This window comes from Corallococcus sp. BB11-1 (assembly GCF_026626625.1).
Classification (GTDB): domain Bacteria; phylum Myxococcota; class Myxococcia; order Myxococcales; family Myxococcaceae; genus Corallococcus; species Corallococcus soli.
Genome location: NZ_JAPNJY010000001.1, coordinates 66126 through 83436, shown reverse-complemented (window position 1 = coordinate 83436; position 17311 = coordinate 66126). Strand labels below are relative to the sequence as shown.

14 protein-coding genes and 1 pseudogene are annotated in these 17311 nt (G+C 71.2%); 6 read left to right on the top strand and 9 right to left on the bottom strand.

Annotated features, from left to right (window positions below):
- Positions 1–17: 17 nt before the first annotated feature.
- Positions 18–395 carry a restriction endonuclease fold toxin 5 domain-containing protein gene (locus OV207_RS00315; RefSeq protein ID WP_267551549.1) on the top strand — a complete coding sequence of 126 codons (378 nt, stop codon included), beginning with the start codon at positions 18–20 and terminating at the stop codon, positions 393–395.
- Positions 392–1114, top strand: a complete 723-nt coding sequence (locus OV207_RS00310) for an immunity 52 family protein (RefSeq protein WP_267551547.1) — start codon at positions 392–394, stop codon at positions 1112–1114. Before OV207_RS00315 ends, OV207_RS00310 begins: the two co-directional genes overlap by 4 nt.
- A gap of 8 nt (positions 1115–1122) precedes the next feature.
- On the opposite strand, the gene OV207_RS00305 is transcribed toward OV207_RS00310, so the two are convergent.
- The 3 genes from OV207_RS00305 to OV207_RS00295 form a co-directional block, all read right to left on the bottom strand.
- Positions 1123–1518 carry a VOC family protein gene (locus OV207_RS00305; protein ID WP_267551546.1) on the bottom strand — a complete coding sequence of 132 codons (396 nt, stop codon included), beginning with the start codon at positions 1516–1518 and terminating at the stop codon, positions 1123–1125.
- Positions 1519–1560: 42 nt separating this feature from the next.
- Complete coding sequence (locus OV207_RS00300) at positions 1561–2508, bottom strand: TIGR02266 family protein (protein WP_267551543.1); 948 nt, start codon at positions 2506–2508, stop codon at positions 1561–1563.
- Between the two features lie 80 nt (positions 2509–2588).
- On the bottom strand, positions 2589–3944 hold the full coding sequence (locus OV207_RS00295; RefSeq protein ID WP_267551542.1) for an RtcB family protein: 1356 nt from the start codon (positions 3942–3944) through the stop codon (positions 2589–2591).
- Positions 3945–4182: 238 nt separating this feature from the next.
- Here OV207_RS00295 and OV207_RS00290 point away from each other — a divergent pair, with 238 nt between their 5' ends.
- Positions 4183–4464 (top strand): hypothetical protein, encoded by a 282-nt coding sequence (locus tag OV207_RS00290; RefSeq protein WP_193429470.1) that lies wholly within the window; start codon positions 4183–4185, stop codon positions 4462–4464.
- 289 nt (positions 4465–4753) lie between these two features.
- Here the strand turns inward: OV207_RS00290 and OV207_RS00285 are convergent, their stop codons facing one another.
- On the bottom strand, positions 4754–6304 hold the full coding sequence (locus tag OV207_RS00285; protein WP_267551540.1) for a tetratricopeptide repeat protein: 1551 nt from the start codon (positions 6302–6304) through the stop codon (positions 4754–4756).
- Between the two features lie 342 nt (positions 6305–6646).
- Between OV207_RS00285 and OV207_RS00280 the strand changes: the two genes are divergently transcribed.
- A complete protein-coding gene (locus OV207_RS00280) occupies positions 6647–6997 on the top strand; it encodes a pilus assembly protein N-terminal domain-containing protein (RefSeq protein ID WP_267551539.1) in 351 nt (116 codons plus the stop codon).
- 13 nt (positions 6998–7010) lie between these two features.
- Here the strand turns inward: OV207_RS00280 and OV207_RS00275 are convergent, their stop codons facing one another.
- Together OV207_RS00275 and OV207_RS00270 are read right to left on the bottom strand one after the other, a co-directional pair.
- Entirely contained in the window at positions 7011–7463 is a 453-nt protein-coding gene (locus OV207_RS00275; RefSeq protein ID WP_267551537.1) for a PaaI family thioesterase, read from the bottom strand.
- 5 nt (positions 7464–7468) lie between these two features.
- Positions 7469–7918, bottom strand: a complete 450-nt coding sequence (locus OV207_RS00270) for a PaaI family thioesterase (RefSeq protein ID WP_193429475.1) — start codon at positions 7916–7918, stop codon at positions 7469–7471.
- Between the two features lie 121 nt (positions 7919–8039).
- Here OV207_RS00270 and OV207_RS00265 point away from each other — a divergent pair, with 121 nt between their 5' ends.
- Together OV207_RS00265 and OV207_RS00260 are read left to right on the top strand one after the other, a co-directional pair.
- Positions 8040–11474 carry an amidohydrolase family protein gene (locus tag OV207_RS00265; protein ID WP_267551534.1) on the top strand — a complete coding sequence of 1145 codons (3435 nt, stop codon included), beginning with the start codon at positions 8040–8042 and terminating at the stop codon, positions 11472–11474.
- A 430-nt stretch (positions 11475–11904) separates the two neighbouring features.
- A complete protein-coding gene (locus OV207_RS00260; protein WP_267551532.1) occupies positions 11905–12348 on the top strand; it encodes a hypothetical protein in 444 nt (147 codons plus the stop codon).
- Positions 12349–12351: 3 nt separating this feature from the next.
- Here OV207_RS00260 and OV207_RS00255 read toward each other — a convergent pair whose 3' ends face one another.
- From OV207_RS00255 to OV207_RS00245, 3 genes and pseudogenes are all read right to left on the bottom strand, one after another.
- The gene (locus OV207_RS00255) at positions 12352–15600 is read right to left on the bottom strand and encodes a PAS domain S-box protein (protein WP_267552754.1); all 3249 of its coding nucleotides are present in this window, start codon (positions 15598–15600) and stop codon (positions 12352–12354) included.
- A gap of 15 nt (positions 15601–15615) precedes the next feature.
- Positions 15616–16095 (bottom strand): annotated as a pseudogene (locus OV207_RS00250) (PAS domain-containing protein); the annotation flags it as partial.
- Positions 16096–16181: 86 nt separating this feature from the next.
- Entirely contained in the window at positions 16182–17171 is a 990-nt protein-coding gene (locus tag OV207_RS00245) for a hypothetical protein (protein ID WP_267551530.1), read from the bottom strand.
- Positions 17172–17311 lie beyond the last annotated feature (140 nt).

The window sequence follows — 17311 nt, the reverse complement described above, 5'->3', positions numbered from 1 at the left end:
TCCAGGTGGAGGAGTCGATGTCCGAGCGAGCCCGGGCGTATCAAGAGCAGGTGACGGGAGCCCCGAGGGGGACCGCGTACCGACTGCGGAGCGGGGACTCGCAGGCGGACTTCGACGGCTTCGACCCGAAGGAGGAACTGCTGCTGGAGGCGAAGGGGCCGGGTTATGAGAAGTTCATCAAGGACGACATGGAGATGAAGGACTTCTTCCGGGGGTTCGGGCAGATGCTCAACCAGGCCCGCCGTCAGTCCACCCTGGCGGAGGGAATGCGCATCCGCTGGTATGTCGCTGAGAAGCGAGTCGCGGATCTCCTTCGAGTCGCATTCAGCGGCCAAGGTATCAAGGTCGACGTCGTCCATGTCCCACCGGTTCGTGGAGGAGCCCTGAACCCATGAAGGAGACGTACTACGCGGGCTGCTATTGGCTGGCCCGGCCTGAACCCGTCGATGCTTGCGCCCATCGCCTGGCGGATTTTCTTTCGCGGCTGGGGCCTTTGGAGCCCATGTGGAACCGCTGGCATCAAGCAGGGGCGAACTTCGAGAAGGCCCGTAGACGTCAGGTGCAGCCGGATTCCGCCACCCTTGCGAAGCTGCTGGGCAGCAAGGCGAATCGGTTCGCGGGCAGTTCCAGCTTCTGGCTCTGGGCGGGGGAAAACGAGGATGAAACCTCGGGCGTCAACGGCAACTGCGGAGGCCCCTCCAAGCATGTGTGCTCCGTCTGTGTCCTCACCCTTGGCAATCTTGGGGGCAGCGCGGAGCGCGTCCTGACCGCCCCCTCCCTGACCGCCGTGGTGCGCGCCATGGCGCTCGCGTGGGAGCCTGAGTTCGGCATCGTCACCTCCCACGAACATCGGGAACTCGTGGCGCCGCAGACAGGAGCTGACGCCGGGACGTTCGTCGGCTGGGTCATGTACTTCGCTGACGTTCGTGGCCCCGTGCCGCCGCTGCCCGCCTCCGTCCAGGTGGAGCACCTGCCGGAGCGGGGCACGCTCATCACCCTCACGCAGGAGAAGTTCACCGTCTCCAATCCAGAGCACGTCGCCCTGGCCGCCGATGTCCAGGTGCGCCTCCAGGACGCGGGGCTGCTCCGGCCCCTGCGCCCCTGGGGCACCTGAAGAGCGCTTCAATCCATGCCGTGGCGGACCGCTTCGATGTTGTTGCCGTCGGGGTCGAGCACGAACGCGCCGTAGTACCCGGCGTGGTACTGGGGCCGCTTGCCGGGCGCGCCGTTGTCCTGGCCTCCCGCCTTGAGCGCGGCCTGGTGGAAGGCGTCCACGGCCTTACGGTCCTTCGCGCTGAAGGCCACGTGGCGGGGAGACGCGGGCGTCTTCGTCTCGATGATCCACAGGACGGGGCGCTGGGGCGGACCGAAGGCGGCCATCCGGCGCGTGGGGAACTCCGGGTCCTCGGTGGCGATCCGCTCCATCACGAGGCCGCAGCCCAGCGTGGGCAGCAGCGCTTCGTAGAAGGCCTTCGTGGCGGCGAAGTCGGTCGCGTAGAAGCTCAGGTGGTCGATCATCCCGTCGTCCTAGCAAGAACGCCGGGGCCCGTGCTCCCGTCCTCAGTCCGGGTAGAACATGGGGTCGCGCGTGGCGACGAACGACGAGATGGCGTGCGCCACCTCCGGCGGCAGGGCGGTGAACTGCACGCCCACGCCGGGCATCAGCTCCGGGGTGCGGTCGTTGCCGTCGCGGGCCCAGCGCACCACGCCGTTCACCGTGAGGGGCCGGCCACCGGGCAGGGTGAAGTCCAGGTCCACCGTCGTGCCGCGCGGCACCGCCTCCACCGTGGCGATGAAGATGCCGCCCTCGCTGATGTCCATGGAGAAGCCGGTGAAGAAGTTGGAGTCGCTGCGCATGTCGATGGCCGTGTGCATCCGCACCCGGCCATTGCTGCGCGCCTCGTCCCTGGCCGGCGGGAGCGGGAGCCTGGGCCCCGGCTTGTCGGAGCGGGTCGGCGTCTCGTCGCGGGACGGCTTCGCCCGGGCGGGCGTCATCGCGGGGGGGCGGGCCAGCTCCTCGGTCCGGGCCTCGGCTTCGGCGCGGGCCCTGGCCTCGGCTTCGGCGCGGGCCCTGGCGGCGGCCTCCACGCGCTTCAAGTCGGCTTCGGCGTCCGTCAGCGCCTTCACCACCCGGGCGGCGTCCTCCTGGTGCAGGCGCAGCGAGGACTGGAGGTCCAGCCCGGCCTGACGGCGGGTGTCCAGGGCGGCCTCGCGCGCCTCCAGGGCCTTCTCGCGCAGCTGCTCCATGTCCGGGGTCAGCGCGGGGGACTCGGTGTCCTCCAGGCGCACGGCCCACTGGGACAGGCGGGAGTCCCCGGCGCTCTCCGGGCGGGCCAGGGCCTGGCGCACGCGGTCGAGCCGCTCGGTGAGGGCCTGGGCGTCGGCGGCGGCGCGGGCCACCTGCTCGGCGAGCCGCTCCTCCAGCCGGGCCATGTCGGACTCGGCGCGAGCCAGCTCGGCCTCTCTGGAAGGCGGAGGCGTCCGGGGGGAGGGGGGCAGGGGACTCATCGGTGGGGCTCCAGGCGGGCTTCCACTCTACCGCCGCCGGGGCTCCCCCACGAGCCCCCACCGTTCCCCGGGCCCGGAGCTCAGTCCGCGCCCTTGATGCAGGCCACCGGCTTGAGGCGGTGGGCCACCCGGGCGAGTCCGGCCTGCTCCACCGTCTCCAGCACGTCGTCCAGGTTCTTGTAGCAGGGCCCGGACTCGTCCAGCGGGGTGACGCGGGTGTTGAGCAGGATGCCGGCCTCCTTCATGCGCCGGTCGGTCTCCTCCTGCTGGAGCTGCCGGCGCGCGGCGGCGCGGGACAGCCGCCGGCCGGAGCCGTGGTTCACGGAGTAGATGGACTTCTCCGCGCCGGGTTCGGCGAAGAGGATGGCGCTGCCCGTCTCCATGGACCCGGGGATGAGGATGGGGTGGCCGGTGGCCTCCCACACGGTGCCCTTGAGGGCGGGGTGGCCGCCGGGGAAGGCGCGGGTGGCCCCCTTGCGGGCGACGAACTTCCCGGCCTCGCGCTGGATGAGGTTGTGGGAGATCTCGTAGTAGATGCTCGCGGTGCCGCCGAACACGTCCTCCAGGGCGCCGCACACGGCCTCACCGATGAGCAGCCGGTTGGCCACGGCGAAGTTGGCCGCCATGTTGTGCAGGTTCCAGTAGTCGCGGCCCAGGGCGCTGTCCGCGTCCAGCCAGATGAGGTCCTCGCTGCGGCTCTTGAGGCCCAGGTGCGCCGCGCCCTCCACGAAGAAGTGCTTGGCGATGTTCCACCCGAAGCCGCGGCTGCCGGTGTGGAGCATCACCCAGACGCGGCCCTCTTCATCCACCTGCATCTCGGTGAAGTGGTTGCCGCCGCCCAGGCTGCCCAGCTGCCCGCGCTTGTCGTAGGCGCGCACGGGGATGTCCACCCCGGTGTCCTCCACGGGGATGAAGTCGCGCTCGGTGACGGAGTGGCCCCGGCCCAGGGCCTTGGCGCCGTGGCGGAGGACCTCCTTGACGGTGCTCTCGTTGAGCTTGCGCTGCTTGCTGACCCGCTTGGCGCCCACGCCCACGGCGATGCGTTCCGTGACTTCGTCGATCCACTGGCGGCGCTTCGCGGGGTCCGCCACGTCCTCCACCTTGAGGGAGGTCTGGAGCTGGACCATGCCGCAGCCGATGTCGTACCCGGCGGCGGTGGGCAGCAGGACGCCGTCGGTCTCCACGATGGTGCCAATGGGGACGCCGTAGCCCACGTGACAGTCGGGGGTGATGGCGACGCGGGTGACGCCGGGGAAGGTGGCGGCGTTGACCACCTGGTCGAAGACGGCGTCTTCCAGACCGGGGGACTCCGGGGTGCCTTCGCCCCAGAGGAGCTTGTCGGAGAGGAACAGGTCCGCGTGCACGCGCATGGTCTTCGTGCGTGGCAGGACGTAGTGGCCCTCGGCGACCTTTTCCAGGTGTTGCTTCCAGCTCATGGCGTGTGACCCCAGGTGGGTGAACCCGCGGCAGGGACGAAGCTTTCCCTCTTACCTGACGGGAGGTGGGGTTTCCGACATCCGAATGGCTGCCTGCCTGCTGTGGATGGCGGAGGGAGGGTCGGTGGAGGACGGGTCCGCTGGTCCTGAGTGCACTGATCGGCAGTCGGACAAGCCTGGGGCTTGCGGTGGTGGATCGGCATTCCCATTTCTCTGACGAGCATCAAGGGGGTGGGCGATGGGGTTTCTGACTGGGGTGGTGCTGGCGGTGGCGTTGCAGGCGGGGCCGGTGGAGATGAGCGCGGGCCCGGTGTTCAACCCGGCGCTGTGCGCGAAGAAGCGAGTGGATCCGTGTGGCTGCCATCACGTCTACGGCATCCGGCACTGCCACCAGAGCCGCAAGAGCAACCACTGCGAGGCGCAGGTCCGCGCCACCGAGCCGGAAGAGGCGCACGAGGCGGAGGCCGCGAGCACGCCAGTGCAGAGCCTCATCGACCCGAAGAAGTCCGTGTCGATGTAGGGCGCGGGGGCCGGCCTCTCGTCAGGGGCCGGTTCCGGTCACCTCGGTGAACCGCGGCCCGGTCATGCCCTCCAAGGCCACGGTTCAATCCCAGGTCCGGAACACGCTGCGGTGACGAGCGCGAGCCGCAAGGGACTCCACCACCGTGGCGACATGCGAAGTCCTCCTGGGAGCATGTCCGCTCTCAAGAAGACCCCATGAGCTGGGTTGTGATTGCAAGCGCCCACGCGCGCCAATGCCCGGCCCCTACTGCTGGGCGCGTGGCGTTGTCGTGGCTGGAGCGCACCCCTCAAGGGGCCGTGGCCGCGTCTCCAGGCAGTGCTTCCGAACGGCTCACCTGCAGGTCGCTGTCCGAGCGGATGATGACCCAGCGCGCCTGGGGCGACACGCGCAGGGCCACCACGTTCGGCGCCAGGCGCCGCATCTCCGGCCGGTAGGGCAGCGTGGCCAGGGGCGGCATCGTCAGCGATGACGCGTGCGGGTGCCCGAGCTGGGAGCGCGGCAGGGGCGCGGGAGGCGGCGGCGTTGGCAGGGCCTCCGGCGCACGGTTCAGCAACGCGATGACCTTCACGGTGGGCCGCTCCGGCGGCAGCTCGGACCTCGACACGGGCGTGAGGGCGGTGGGCGCCACGACACCCGCGGGCGTCTGGGGCAGCGCGGGCAGGGCCAGCAGCGCACCGGGCAGGGCCTTCTGCGACGCGGCCTGGGCTGACGGTGAAGAAGCCGGAGCCGTGGACCGCTGCGCGCCATCCATGCCCTGGGACCGCGCCAGGGGCGTGACCTGCACTGGAGCGATTCGCGGAACCGGACCGGCGATCGCGAACGAGGACGGGCCCTGCACCGGAGCACCCCGCGGAGCTGGACCGGGGCTCTGGGGCCGAGCCGAGGGAGAGCCCTGCACCGGCGCACCGTGCGGGACCGGAGCAGGGGAGGGCGCCCGAGCCGGATTCACGGCCGGCGTCGCACCCTGCACCTGCGCACCGTGCGGCGCCGGAGCGGAGCGGAGCGCGGGATTCACGGCCGGCGTCGCGCCCTGCACCTGCGCGGCAGGCGGAACCGGACCGGGTGTCGGTGCCCGGGCGGGCGTCGCGATGCCCGGGCCCCGCGCGCCCTGAACGGGTGTCGGTGCCTGGGTGTGATCACCCGCGGCGATCCGCGACAGGGAGCGCGCGAGGAGCTCCGTGGCCGTCTCCGGCCCCCGCGCGGGAGTGGTGGCCGGCGCGACGGGGCGGTGATGCGGTAGCAGGGCCTCCCGCCCCGGACCCGAGCCGAGCCCCTGCATCCGCCCGGGCCCCGTGCTCCGCGTTCCGGAGGCCGTCATGGGCGTGATGGGCGGCGCGGCGGGGAGTCCCCCGGAAGGGTTCGCTTCCTGCGCGGCGTTGAGCACGAAGGCCGGGGGCGGGGGCGGGGGCATGCTCCGCATATGCCCCGGCGGGGGCGTGGGGGGCAGCCGGTCGAAGAAGTCACCCGTGGAGGGGCAGGCCTGTTCGTCCTCCAGCAACGTCGAGATGACCTCGCCCTGGCCCAGCCGCACCACGTCCATCTGAAGGACCGGATCGCGCGGATCCAACTCCAGCGCCGCCTTCAGCGCCCCCCGCGCGCGAGCGGCGCAACCCAATAGCATCAGTATCGTCGCTGCATCCCGGTACGCGGTGATGGCCTGGGCCCGCTGCCCGGCGCGCCGGCACGCTTCCGCGAGCCGCACGCGCACGTTCGCGTCATGCGGCAACAACCTCACGAGCTGCGAGTACGTCTCCACGCACTGCGAATACCTGCCCCGCTGGTACAGGGCGTGGGCGGTTTCCTTCAACTCCCGCAGCTTCTTCTCGCGCTCGCTCATGGAAGGCCCCTGCGTCCGTGCTGCTTCCTTGAGCTAGCAGGCTGCGTGCCGAGCGCCCTTGACGCGCGGTCCCGTTCACTGGCGCGCCCCCACCGCGACCCGGGACCGGCAGGCCTGTCCACCACCCGGCGGCCCCCAAGGCGACGCGCCGTGCTCCCGTGCACGCTGTCCAATGCAAGACGCCGCAGCGACCCTGTAGAAATGGGAACGACGCTGTAACAACGACAGTGCTGCATTCCGAGTTATCCGCGAATGGCGCGACACCTTCGCGACGTCGGATGCGCACGCATGCGACGCTGGGGCTCCTGTGGAGTCCACCGGAAACACCTGAAAGGTCACACCATGTCCTCCCGTTTCGCGGTCCTGGCGTTGGGAACCCTGCTGTCGGCGTGCATCCCCCTGGGCGCGCGCGAGCCATCCCAGGCGACCAAGGCGTCGGCGAAGAAGGTGGCCCAGCGGAAGGTGGACGCGCCGCCCGCCGACGAGACGCTCACGTTGAAGAAGGGCGCGAAGCGCACGCTGACGGTGACGGGCCTGAGCCGCGTGGCGCTGGGCGACCCGACCATCGCGAACGTGGAGACGAAGGGCGCGGACGTCGTGGAGCTCTCCGGCCTGGCGCCAGGGGTCACCACGCTCATCACCTGGGACGCGGCGGGCAAGCGCCGCACGTACCGCATTGAAGTGGGCGGCTAGCGGCCCGCCCCGCTCACGGCTCCGACAGCAGGAACAGCGCGTGCGAGCTGGCGATGGGGCGGGTGCGGTCGTCCTGCCAGGCCTCCACGCGCACGTTGGCCACGCGCCGTCCCTGCCGGGTGATGAAGGCGCGCGCGAAGGTGTCCTGCGCCTTGCCCGAGCGCAGGTAGTCCACGGTGCTGGAGATGACCTTGGGCACGCGCCCGGTGTCCGTCTGGAGCAGCAATTCGAAGATGGCGGAGGACTCCAGGAGCGCGCCCAGGGCGCCGCCATGCAGCGCGGGCAGGATGCTGTTGCCAATGAGGTGCGGCGCGTACCGCATGCGGCAGAGCATCTCCCCGGCGAGGTTCTCCACGCCAATGCCCATGAAGCGCGTGTAGGGGATGGCGTCGGTGAGGCGGTGGTATTCGCGCGACTGGCGCACCGTGCGCACCAGGTCGGCGAGCGGGAGGGGGGAAGGGGTCATGGCGCTCAGTCCTCCATCCGCATGAAGGTGCCCTGCGAGGAGGCCACCGGCATCGCCGGGTCGCCCTGGTGCACCAGCGCGCGCACGAAGGCGATGAGGCGGGTGACCTTGTAGCACTCGGCGTGCGCGGTCAGCTCCAGGCCGGGCCGCGCGGGGCGCAGGTAGTCGATGCGCAGGTCCAGGGTGACGATGGCGGCGAAGGCGCTCAGCCGCGCGAACACCGCCGCGCCACACGTCGCGTCGATGAGCGTCGTCACCGCGCCGCCCGCGATGACCCCCGTCTCCGGGTTGCCCACCAGGACGTCCGCGTAGGGCATCACCACCGTCGCGTCCGTGGCGCCCACGTCCACGAGCCGCAGCCCGAGCGCGTGGTTGTGGGGCACCGCCTCGGTGAACAGCACGGAGAGCTGCTCCTGCCGTCCCGCCTTGTCCGTTGGAAGCGTGAAGTCCGACATGGCCGTCAGCGATAGCAGATTCGAATGCGCGATGGGGCGTGCCTTCGGGACTGCGCGCCACGGCTGGCCGGTTAGGCTGCCGCGCCTTTCACCTTCTGCCTTCTTGAAGAGGACTCCACCGGTGAACCGACTGACCTCCGCCCTCTGCTTCGCGCTGCTGGTGCCGGGCCTGCTCCTGGCCGCGCAGCCCCTGCCCCGGCCCGCGGGCGCCGCCGTCCCGCAGCCGAAGGGTGAGGCCCCCCAGGAGCCACCCCCGCCGCCCGCGCCCAGGGACACCGCGCGCGACGCCGCCCGGGCGAGCGAGGGAGACGGTGGCACCCTGGCCCCCGTCGCGGCCGCCGAGGCGCCGGACGCGAAGAAGGACGCCTGGAGCGTGGACGCGCCCCCGGGCGCGACCGCCACGCAGGTGCCCATCGACGTGCGCGAGGGCACGTGGATGAACGTGGACGTGAGCCCGCGCGGGGACGAGCTCGTCTTCGACCTGCTGGGGGACGTGTACGTGCTGCCGCTGACGGGCGGCGAGGCGCGGCCGCTGACGTCCGGCGCGTCCTGGGACATGCAGCCGCGCTACAGCCCGGACGGGAAGTCCATCGCGTTCACGAGCGACCGCGGCGGCGGCGACAACCTCTGGGTGATGAACCGGGACGGCTCCGACCCGAAGCCGGTGACGCAGGAGAAGTTCCGCCTGCTCAACAGCCCGGCGTGGAGCCCGGACGGGCAGTTCCTGGTGGGGCGCAAGCACTTCACCGGCCGGCGCTCGCTGGGCGCGGGCGAGGTGTGGATGTACCACCGCGCGGGCGGTGAGGGCGTGAAGCTCACCGAGCGCGTCAGCGACCAGAAGGACCTGGGCGAGCCCGCGTTCTCCCCCGACGGCCGCTACGTCTACTTCAGCCAGGACGTCACGCCGGGGAAGGCCTTCGAATACGACAAGGATCCGAACAAGGAGATCTACGCCATCCAGCGGCTGGACCTGGAGACGAAGGAGGTGGAGCCCTTCGTCACCGGCCCGGGCGGCTCCATCCGGCCCACGCCGTCGCCGGACGGCAAGCAGCTGGCGTTCGTGCGGCGGGTGCGCGCGAAGAGCGTGCTGTACGTGGCGGACGTGGCGTCCGGGGCGGAGCGGCCGCTGTACGACGGGCTCGACCGGGACATGCAGGAGACGTGGGCCATCCACGGCGTGACGCCGGTGATGGCGTGGACGCCGGACAACAAGGCGCTGGTGTTCTGGGCGGGCGGGAAGCTGCACCGCATCGACGTGGCGACGAAGAAGGTGTCGCCCATCCCCTTCCACGTGAAGGGGACGCGCACGGTGTTCCAGCCGGTGCGCAGCTCCCGGGCGGTGGCGCCGGAGCGCTTCAACGTGAAGATGCTGCGCTGGATGCAGGTGTCACCGGATGGCAAGCGCGTGGTGTACCAGGCGCTGGGGCGGCTCTACGTGAAGGAGCTGCCGTCGGGCACGCCGCGCCGGCTGACGCGGCAGAACGAGCACCTGGAGTTCTTCCCGTCGTTCTCCCGGGACGGGCGCTCCATCGTCTACACGACGTGGGACGACGACCGGCTGGGCGCGGTGCGCATCGTGGCGGCGACGGGCGGGGAGGGGCGCGTGGTGACGGCGCAGCCGGGCTACTTCGTGGAGCCCGCGCTGAGCCCGGATGGGAAGTGGGTGGTGTACCGGGCCACGGGGGATGGCTACCTGATGCCGGGCACATGGAGCCGGGAGACGGGCCTGTTCGCGGTGGCGTCCGCGGGCGGTGGCGTGTCGCGCAAGCTGACGCGGGCCGGGGAGCAGCCGCACTTCGGCGCGAAGTCCGACCGCGTGTACTTCCTGCACGTGGAGTCGAAGGAGGCGGAGGACGTCCGCACGCTCCGGAGCGTCTCACTGGATGGGGGCGAGGAGCGCACGCACCTGAAGAGCGCGGGCGCGTTGGAGCTGCGGGTGTCGCCCGACGACCGGTGGGTGGCCTTCCGCGAGGACTTCAACGCCTACGTGACGCCCTTCGTGCGGGGCTCCAAGGAGGTGCAGGTGGGGCCGGGCGCCAAGGCGATGCCGGTGACGCAGGTGAGCCGTGACGCGGGGGAGTACCTGCACTGGTCCGGGAGCGGCTCCCGCATGTCGCTGCACTGGGCGCTGGGGCCGAAGCTGTTCACGCGGGCGCTGAAGGACGCGTTCACGTTCCTGGATGGCTCTCCGAAGACGGTGGCGCCGCCCTCCGCGGAGGGCGTGGACGTGTCGTTCACGTCGAAGTCGGACGTGCCGGAGGGGACGCTGGCGCTGGTGGGTGGGCGCATCGTCACGATGAAGGGCGACGAGGTGCTGGAGGAGGGCGTGGTGGTGGTGAAGGGCCACCGCATCGTCGCGGTGGGGCCGGTGGGGAAGGTGGCGGTGCCGGCGGGGGCGAAGGTGGTGGACGTGAAGGGCAAGACGCTGATGCCGGGCCTGGTGGACGTGCACTGGCACGGGAGCATGGGCGTGGACGGGCTGATGCCGGAGCAGAGCTGGGTGCAGGCGGCGTCGCTGGCGTTCGGGGTGACGACGCTGCACGACCCGTCGAACAACTCGGAGACCATCTTCGCCGCGAGCGAGCTGGGCAAGGCGGGGATGCTGGTGTCGCCGCGAATCCACTCCACGGGCACCATCCTGTACGGGGCGGCGAGCGCGGGGGCGCGCGTGGAGATCGACTCGCTGGACGACGCGCGCCGGCACCTGCGGCGGATGCAGGCGCTGGGGGGCTTCAGCGTGAAGAGCTACAACCAGCCCCGGCGGGACCAGCGGCAGAAGGTGCTCCAGGCGGCGCGCGAGCTGGGGATGCTGGTGGTGCCGGAGGGCGGCTCGCTGCTCCAGCACAACCTGACGATGGTGGTGGACGGGCACACGGGCGTGGAGCACTCGCTGCCGGTGGCGCGCATCTACGACGACGTGCGCCAGCTCTGGAAGGCCACGCGCGTGGGCTACACGCCGACGCTGGGCGTGTCCTACGGCGGGCTGATGGGGGAGAACTACTGGTACCAGAAGACGAACGTCTGGGAGGACACGCGCCTGTTGTCCTTCGTGCCCCGGCGCGTGGTGGATGAGCGGTCCCGGCGCCGGGTGATGGTGCCGGACGAGGAGTTCAACCACCAGAACGTGGCCCGCGTGGCGAAGGAGCTGAACGACCTGGGCGTGAGCGTGCAACTGGGCGCGCACGGGCAGCGTGAAGGCCTGGCCGCGCACTGGGAGCTGGCGATGTTCGTGCAGGGCGGCATGACGCCGATGCAGGCGCTGCGCGCGGGCACGCTGAGTGGGGCGCGCTACCTGGGGATGGACGCGGACCTGGGCTCGCTGGAGGGTGGGAAGCTGGCGGACCTGGTGGTGTTGGACAAGAACCCGCTGGAGGACATCTCCCACAGCCGCACGGTGCGCTACACAATGGTGAACGGGCGCCTGTACGACGCGAACACGCTGAACGAGGTGGGCACGCGTCAGCGCACGCGCGCGAAGTTCTTCTTCGAGAAGGACGGCAACGAGGGGTGGAGCCCGAAGGCCTCTACGCATGCCAACGAACAGGCATGCGATTAGGCGTCGCGCTGTGGATGTGTTTCGGTGCCGTGGGCTGCACGCTGGGCCCACGGCAGTTCCCGCAGCTGCGGCAATCCACGGGGATGGGCCCGGGGCCCGGGCCGGGCTGCGTGAGCACGCTGGATTGTCAGTGCAAGGACGGGGTGGTGGCGGCCTGTGAGCAGCTCGCAACCGCGCCCCGTCCCCGGATGCCGCCTCCGTTGCCCCCGCCCGGAGCCGCGGAGGAGGCGCGCGAGAAGGAGACCGAGCGGCGCCGGGACACCTGCGGCGATGACTACGTTCGCTGCGTTGATGCGGGAGGGGGAGGTCTGCCCGGCCGGGTGGAGGGCGAAAGCCGGTGTGACTCCTGCCGGGCCTACTGCATGGCCCATGGCTTCTGGCCCACCTCCATCTACACCTGGAATGGGAGACCAATGAAATGCCCAGGAAAATGAAAGAAGCCTTCGCGGATCCATCCCTGCACGACCCGCACTGGCGTGCCTTCATCCTGGACATGGAGGGCATGAGCATGCCCGGGGACTGGCGACGCTTTCGCGCGGACCTCAGACGACTGGAGCGGCGCCATACAGGACGGGTGCCAGCGGCGCCAATGCACCGCGCCATCGCGGAGGACGCATTCTTGTGTGCCGCGCATTGGGAGCAGACTCCACGCATCGTGCGCGGCGCGCTGCGTGCGTTGCTTCGATATCCGCTGCGGTTCGCGCTCTACTCCTTCGTGGCCGCGGAGTACTGGCGCTGGGCGTTCAAGGTCTCTCCCGACGACCTGCCCGCCGCCGAGGCCATGCTCGTGAAGGTCCGTGAGGCCCTGCCCACCCTGGATGAGCACGAGCGCTGGAACACGGAGGGCCTGCTGGCCTCCCTGAAGCGCCTCTGACGCTCAGCGCGTCGCGGCCACCTGGGCCAGGGCCTGCTCAATCTCTGTCAGCGCGTAGGGCTTGGGCAGCACCACCACGCCCAGCCATTGCTGCGGGTCCCCATCCAGCGCCGCGCGCCCATGCCCGGAGGCGATGATGATGCGCATGGCGGGCTTTCGCAGCGCCACCTCGCGCGCCAGGTCCACGCCCGACATGCCCGGCAACGTCACGTCCGTGAACAACACGTCGAACGGACCCGCGGCCAGCGCCACCCGCGCCTCCTCCGCGCTCGCCACCGGCATCACCGCGTGCCCCAGCAAGCCCAGCAGCTCGCTCGCCGACGTGCGGACGTCCTCGTCGTCCTCCACCAGGAGCACGTGCATCCGCCGCGCGGACTCCTGCGTCGCCGACGACTCCTGACGCGGCGGCACCTCCGGCCGCGTCACCCTGGGCACCGGCGGCGTCAGCAGCCGCTGCTGACGTTGATCCAACAGCGCCCGCACCTTGCGCGCCAGGTCCTCGCGCCGGTAGGGCTTGCTCAACAGATGCACGCCCGCGTCCAACCGGCCGCCGTGCACGATGGCGTTCTCCGTGTACCCGGACGTGAAGAGCACCTCGATGTCCGGCTGGAGCCGCCGGGCCTGCTTCGCCAGCTCCGGGCTTCGCAACGGCCCCGGCATCACCACGTCCGTGAAGAGCAGGTCCACCGCCACGCCGCTCTTCAGGATGGACAGCGCGCTCTGCCCGTCCACCGCGCGCAGCACCCGGTAGCCCAGCTCCGTCAGCAGCTCCACCACCGTCGCGCGCACGTCCGCGTCGTCCTCCACCGCCAGGATGGTCTCCTTGCCGCCCTCCACCGGCCCCGTCACCACCTCCGACACCGGCGCCTCCGCCTGGAAGGAGCGCGGCAGGTACACCTTCACCGTCGTGCCGTGCCCCAGCTCGCTGTAGAGCTTCACGTGGCCGCCGGACTGCTTCACGAAGCCATACACCATGCTCAGCCCCAGGCCCGTGCCCCGGCCCTCCGGCTTCGTGGTGAAGAAGGGCTCGAACGCGCGCTCCATCACGTCCGGCGTCATGCCCCCGCCCGTGTCCGACACCGCCAGCCGCACGTACGGTCCGGCCAGCACCTCCGGGTGCTGCTGCGCGTAGTGGTCGTCCAGCGACGCGTTGCTCAGCTCCAGGGTCAGCTTCCCCTCGCCCCGCATCGCATCGCGCGCGTTGATGGCCAGGTTCAGGATGACGTTCTCCAACTGGTGCGGATCCGCCAGCGTGTTCCACAGCCCGCCGCTGATGACCGTCTCCAGCTCCACGTCCTCGCCCAGCGCGCGGCGCAACAGGTCGTCCATGCCCTGCACCAGCCGGCCCAGGCTCAGCGAGCGCGGCTCCAGCGGCTGCCGCCGCGAGAACGCCAGCAGCTGCGCCGACAGCCGCGCCCCTCGCTCCACCGCCCCCAGCGCCGTGCGCACCCGCTGCAACCCGCGCTCGTTGCCCGCCACGTCGCGCTGCAACAACTGGAGGTTGCCGCCGACGATCTGGAGCAGGTTGTTGAAGTCGTGCGCCACGCCCCCCGTCAGCTTGCCCACCGCCTCCATCTTCTGCGCCTGTCGCAGCTGCTCCTCCGCCTGCCGCTGCTCGGTGACGTCGCGAGCGGTGGCGTACACCACGCCGTCCTCCGGCACCGGCACCGCCATCCAGGAGAAGTGGCGATAGGCGCCGCTCCGCGTCCGAAAGGAGTTCTCGAAGCGCAGGGTCGGGCGGCCCTCGGCCAGGTGGCGGACCTCCTCCCGCGTCTTCTCCCGCGCCTCCGGTGGCTCCATCCACTGGCTCGTGCGCCCGAGCAGCTCCTCCTCCGTCCACCCCAACGTCCGGGTCCAGGCCGGGTTGACGCTGAGGAAGCGGCCCTCCAGGTCCGCCACCAGCAGCAGGTCCTGGGAGAGCCGCCACACGCGGTCCCGCTCCTGCGTGCGCTGCGCCACCCGCTGCTCCAGGGTCTCGTTGGCCTGCCGCAGGTCCGCCAGCGCCTTGAGCCGCGACAGCGTCGTCCACACGCGGTCGGCCACGTTGCGCGCCAGCTCGACTTCATCCTCCAGCCACTGACGCGGCCGCACGTCGTGCAGGAACAGCACCGCCACGAACTGGCCGTGCTCCATCAGCGGGATGTTGAACAGCGCCCGGATGCCCACCTTCTCCAACATGGCCGCCTGGGACGCCGTGCGCGGATCCAACCGCACGTCCGGGATGGCCACGACGTCGCCGCGCTGGAGGTCCTCCAGGAACACGCCGTAGTCGTGGAAGCGGTGCACGCCCTCCACGCGGGACACCTTCGGGTCGGACACCCAGTTGGGGTGCATCAGCACCAGCGCGTGCGCGGCGTCCACCGTGCCGTACCCCGCGCGGGGCACCCCCAGCAGGCGCCCCACCACCTCCATGGCCAGCTGCGCCGCGGCGTCCGGAGACGTCACCTCGCGCAGCCGGTCCGTCATCTCCAGCAACGCCGCCTGCCGCAGCTCCGCCCGCTTGCGCGCGTCGATGTCCACCAGCACGCCCGGAAAGCGCAGCGGCGCTCCCTGGGGCGAAAGCTGACAGTGGCCGCTCGCCTCCACCCACCGGTAGAGGCCGTCCCAGCGGCGCACGCGGTACTCGGCGCGGAAGGCGCCCCCCGTCTTCAGGACGCGCCCGATGATGGCCTCCACGCCCGCACGGTCCTCCGGGTGCATGGACGCCATGAAGACCTCCAGCGGCAGCCCGTCGCGCGCCTGCAGCGGGTTCAGCGAGAAGGCCCGCGCGAAGCGCTCGTCGGTGATGACGTTGTCGGCGGGCACGTCCCACACCCAGGTGCCAATCACCGCCTCGGTGTTCAGCGCCAGCTGCACGCGCTCGTTGGCCGCGCGCAGCGCGTCCTCCGCCAGACGCCGCTCGGTGATGTCCTGCGTGACGCCAATGAGCTGCACCGGCCGTCCCGCCGCGTCGTTCACGAACGACGCCCGCCGGGCAATCCAGCGCACCGCCCCGGTGTCCGGCCTGCGGATGCGGTACTCCACCGACAAGGCTGACTGTCCGGCGGCCCGCGAGCGCGCGTTGGACAGCCGGTGCCGGTCCTCCTCCAGCGCCATCGCCTCGATGACCTGCGCGGGCACGGTGTCCGTGCGCGGCAGGCCGTACAGGCGGCAGAACTCCGGCGTCACCGTCAGCAGGTTGGTGGCGATCTCCAGCGTGAAGACGCCAATGCCTCCCGCCTCCTGCGCCAGCCGGAGCTGTTCGCGCTTCACCCGCAGGCGCTCCTCGGCGTCCCGGCTCTGGGTGATGTCCCGCGAGACGCAGATGGCGAAGCGGGGCTGGCCCTGCGCGTCCTTAGCCAGCGACACGTGGTCGTGCACCCAGACGACGCTGCCGTCCGGCCGCGGGTAGCGCTTCTCCAGGGTGAAGGACTCCCCCGTCTCCACCAGGTGCCGGAACAGGGAGTAACTCCGCTCCTGGTCCTCCGGGTGCGTCAGGGACCGCAGGGTGCGCCCCAGCACGTCCTCGCGCGGGCGCCCCACCAGGTCGCAGAAGCGCTGGTTCACCAGCTCCAGCGTGCCCGTCAGGTCCGTCTGGGCGATGCCCACGCTGGCCTGCTGGAAGAGCCCCAGCAGGCGCTCGCGGTCGAACGCGGAGGGCGGCGTCGCGACCTCCGCGTCCTCCAACCCGGCCTCGCGCAGGCGGGCCCTCAAGCGCGCGACCTCCGCCCTCAGGGCCTGTTCGGTGTCGGAAGGAGGGACGCTCATGGGTGGGGGGCCGGGGCGGGGGCGACCTTCGGCGGTCGGACTGTGGCCCGGTCCTCAGGGGGGGGCAACGGAGAATTCGAGCGGCTTCATTCCTGCGAAGTCGCTGCCTCCTCCGAAGGGTCCGCGCCCGTCCGCGCCCGGATGAACGACCGGATGTGGGTGATGAGTGCCTCCTGACGGTGGACCAGGAATCCGGGTGCGTCGCCCCGCCGCAGGGCAGCCAGGGCTTCGGGCGTCAGGGCATGGCTGGGGAATACCGCGGGCGGCAGCGCTCCGGTGCGCACCAGCCCCAGCAACGTCACGCCCGGCGCGAGCACGGGGTGGAAGAGCTGGTTGGTCAGGGTGAGCAGCATGGAGTCCCCCAGGCCGGGCGCCGTGGACAGGCCCGGGGGCGACGTGGGGAACAACGGCAGGAACGCGACTGCGCCCTGGGCCTCCAGCAGGGGCCCGGGCTCCAGGACGTCGCCGGTGAGCAGGTGCCGGGGCCCGAGCGCCAGCAGCGCGTTGGCCTCCACCCGGTCCGCCACCGACGCGAGCCCCGCCATGCCGGGCTGGGAATAGCGCTCCCAACCGCGAGGCGGCGGTGGCCCCACGCGGGAGAGCAGCGCGCGCACGGTCGCGTCCGCGTCCGGGGTGAGCAGGGCCAGGCTCGCGCGGGCCTCATCGTCGGGAAACGAACGCTCCGTGTCGAAGAGGGCGCGCTGCCACAGCCAGTGGGACAGCCCGGCGCGCACGTCGGCCGGAGGCTGGGGGTGCAGGTGGAAGAAGCGGCACAAGAGGGGCAGCACGTCCGGCCGCGGCAGGAGGCTCACGTGCGGGATGGCCGCGTCCTGGCGGAGGAAGTCGAAGGCGTGACCCACGGCGCGCGCCGTCTGTCCCAGGGCCTGGGCCCAGTCCTCCTCCGCGCCAAACTCCTCCCGGAAGTCCCGCGTGAAGTCCCGGCCCCGCACCGCGAGCAGCAACGCGAGCAGCGCTTCTTCCTCCATCCGCCCGAAATCACGGGTGGTCAGGTGCTCCGCCAAAGCCTCCAGGCTCTGGCAGGACGCGTCGGGTTGCCAGGGGGGGGCGGGTGTCATGGGACTTCCTGCGTAGCGGAGACTGGAGGACACTCCCATGGGCCAGAGGTCGCAATGCTCACTTCGCGCCTTGACGGTGCGAGGAATTTCTTTAAAGAATGCACGCACGTCCTCTTCTTCTTGGAAGATGGCGTATGTAC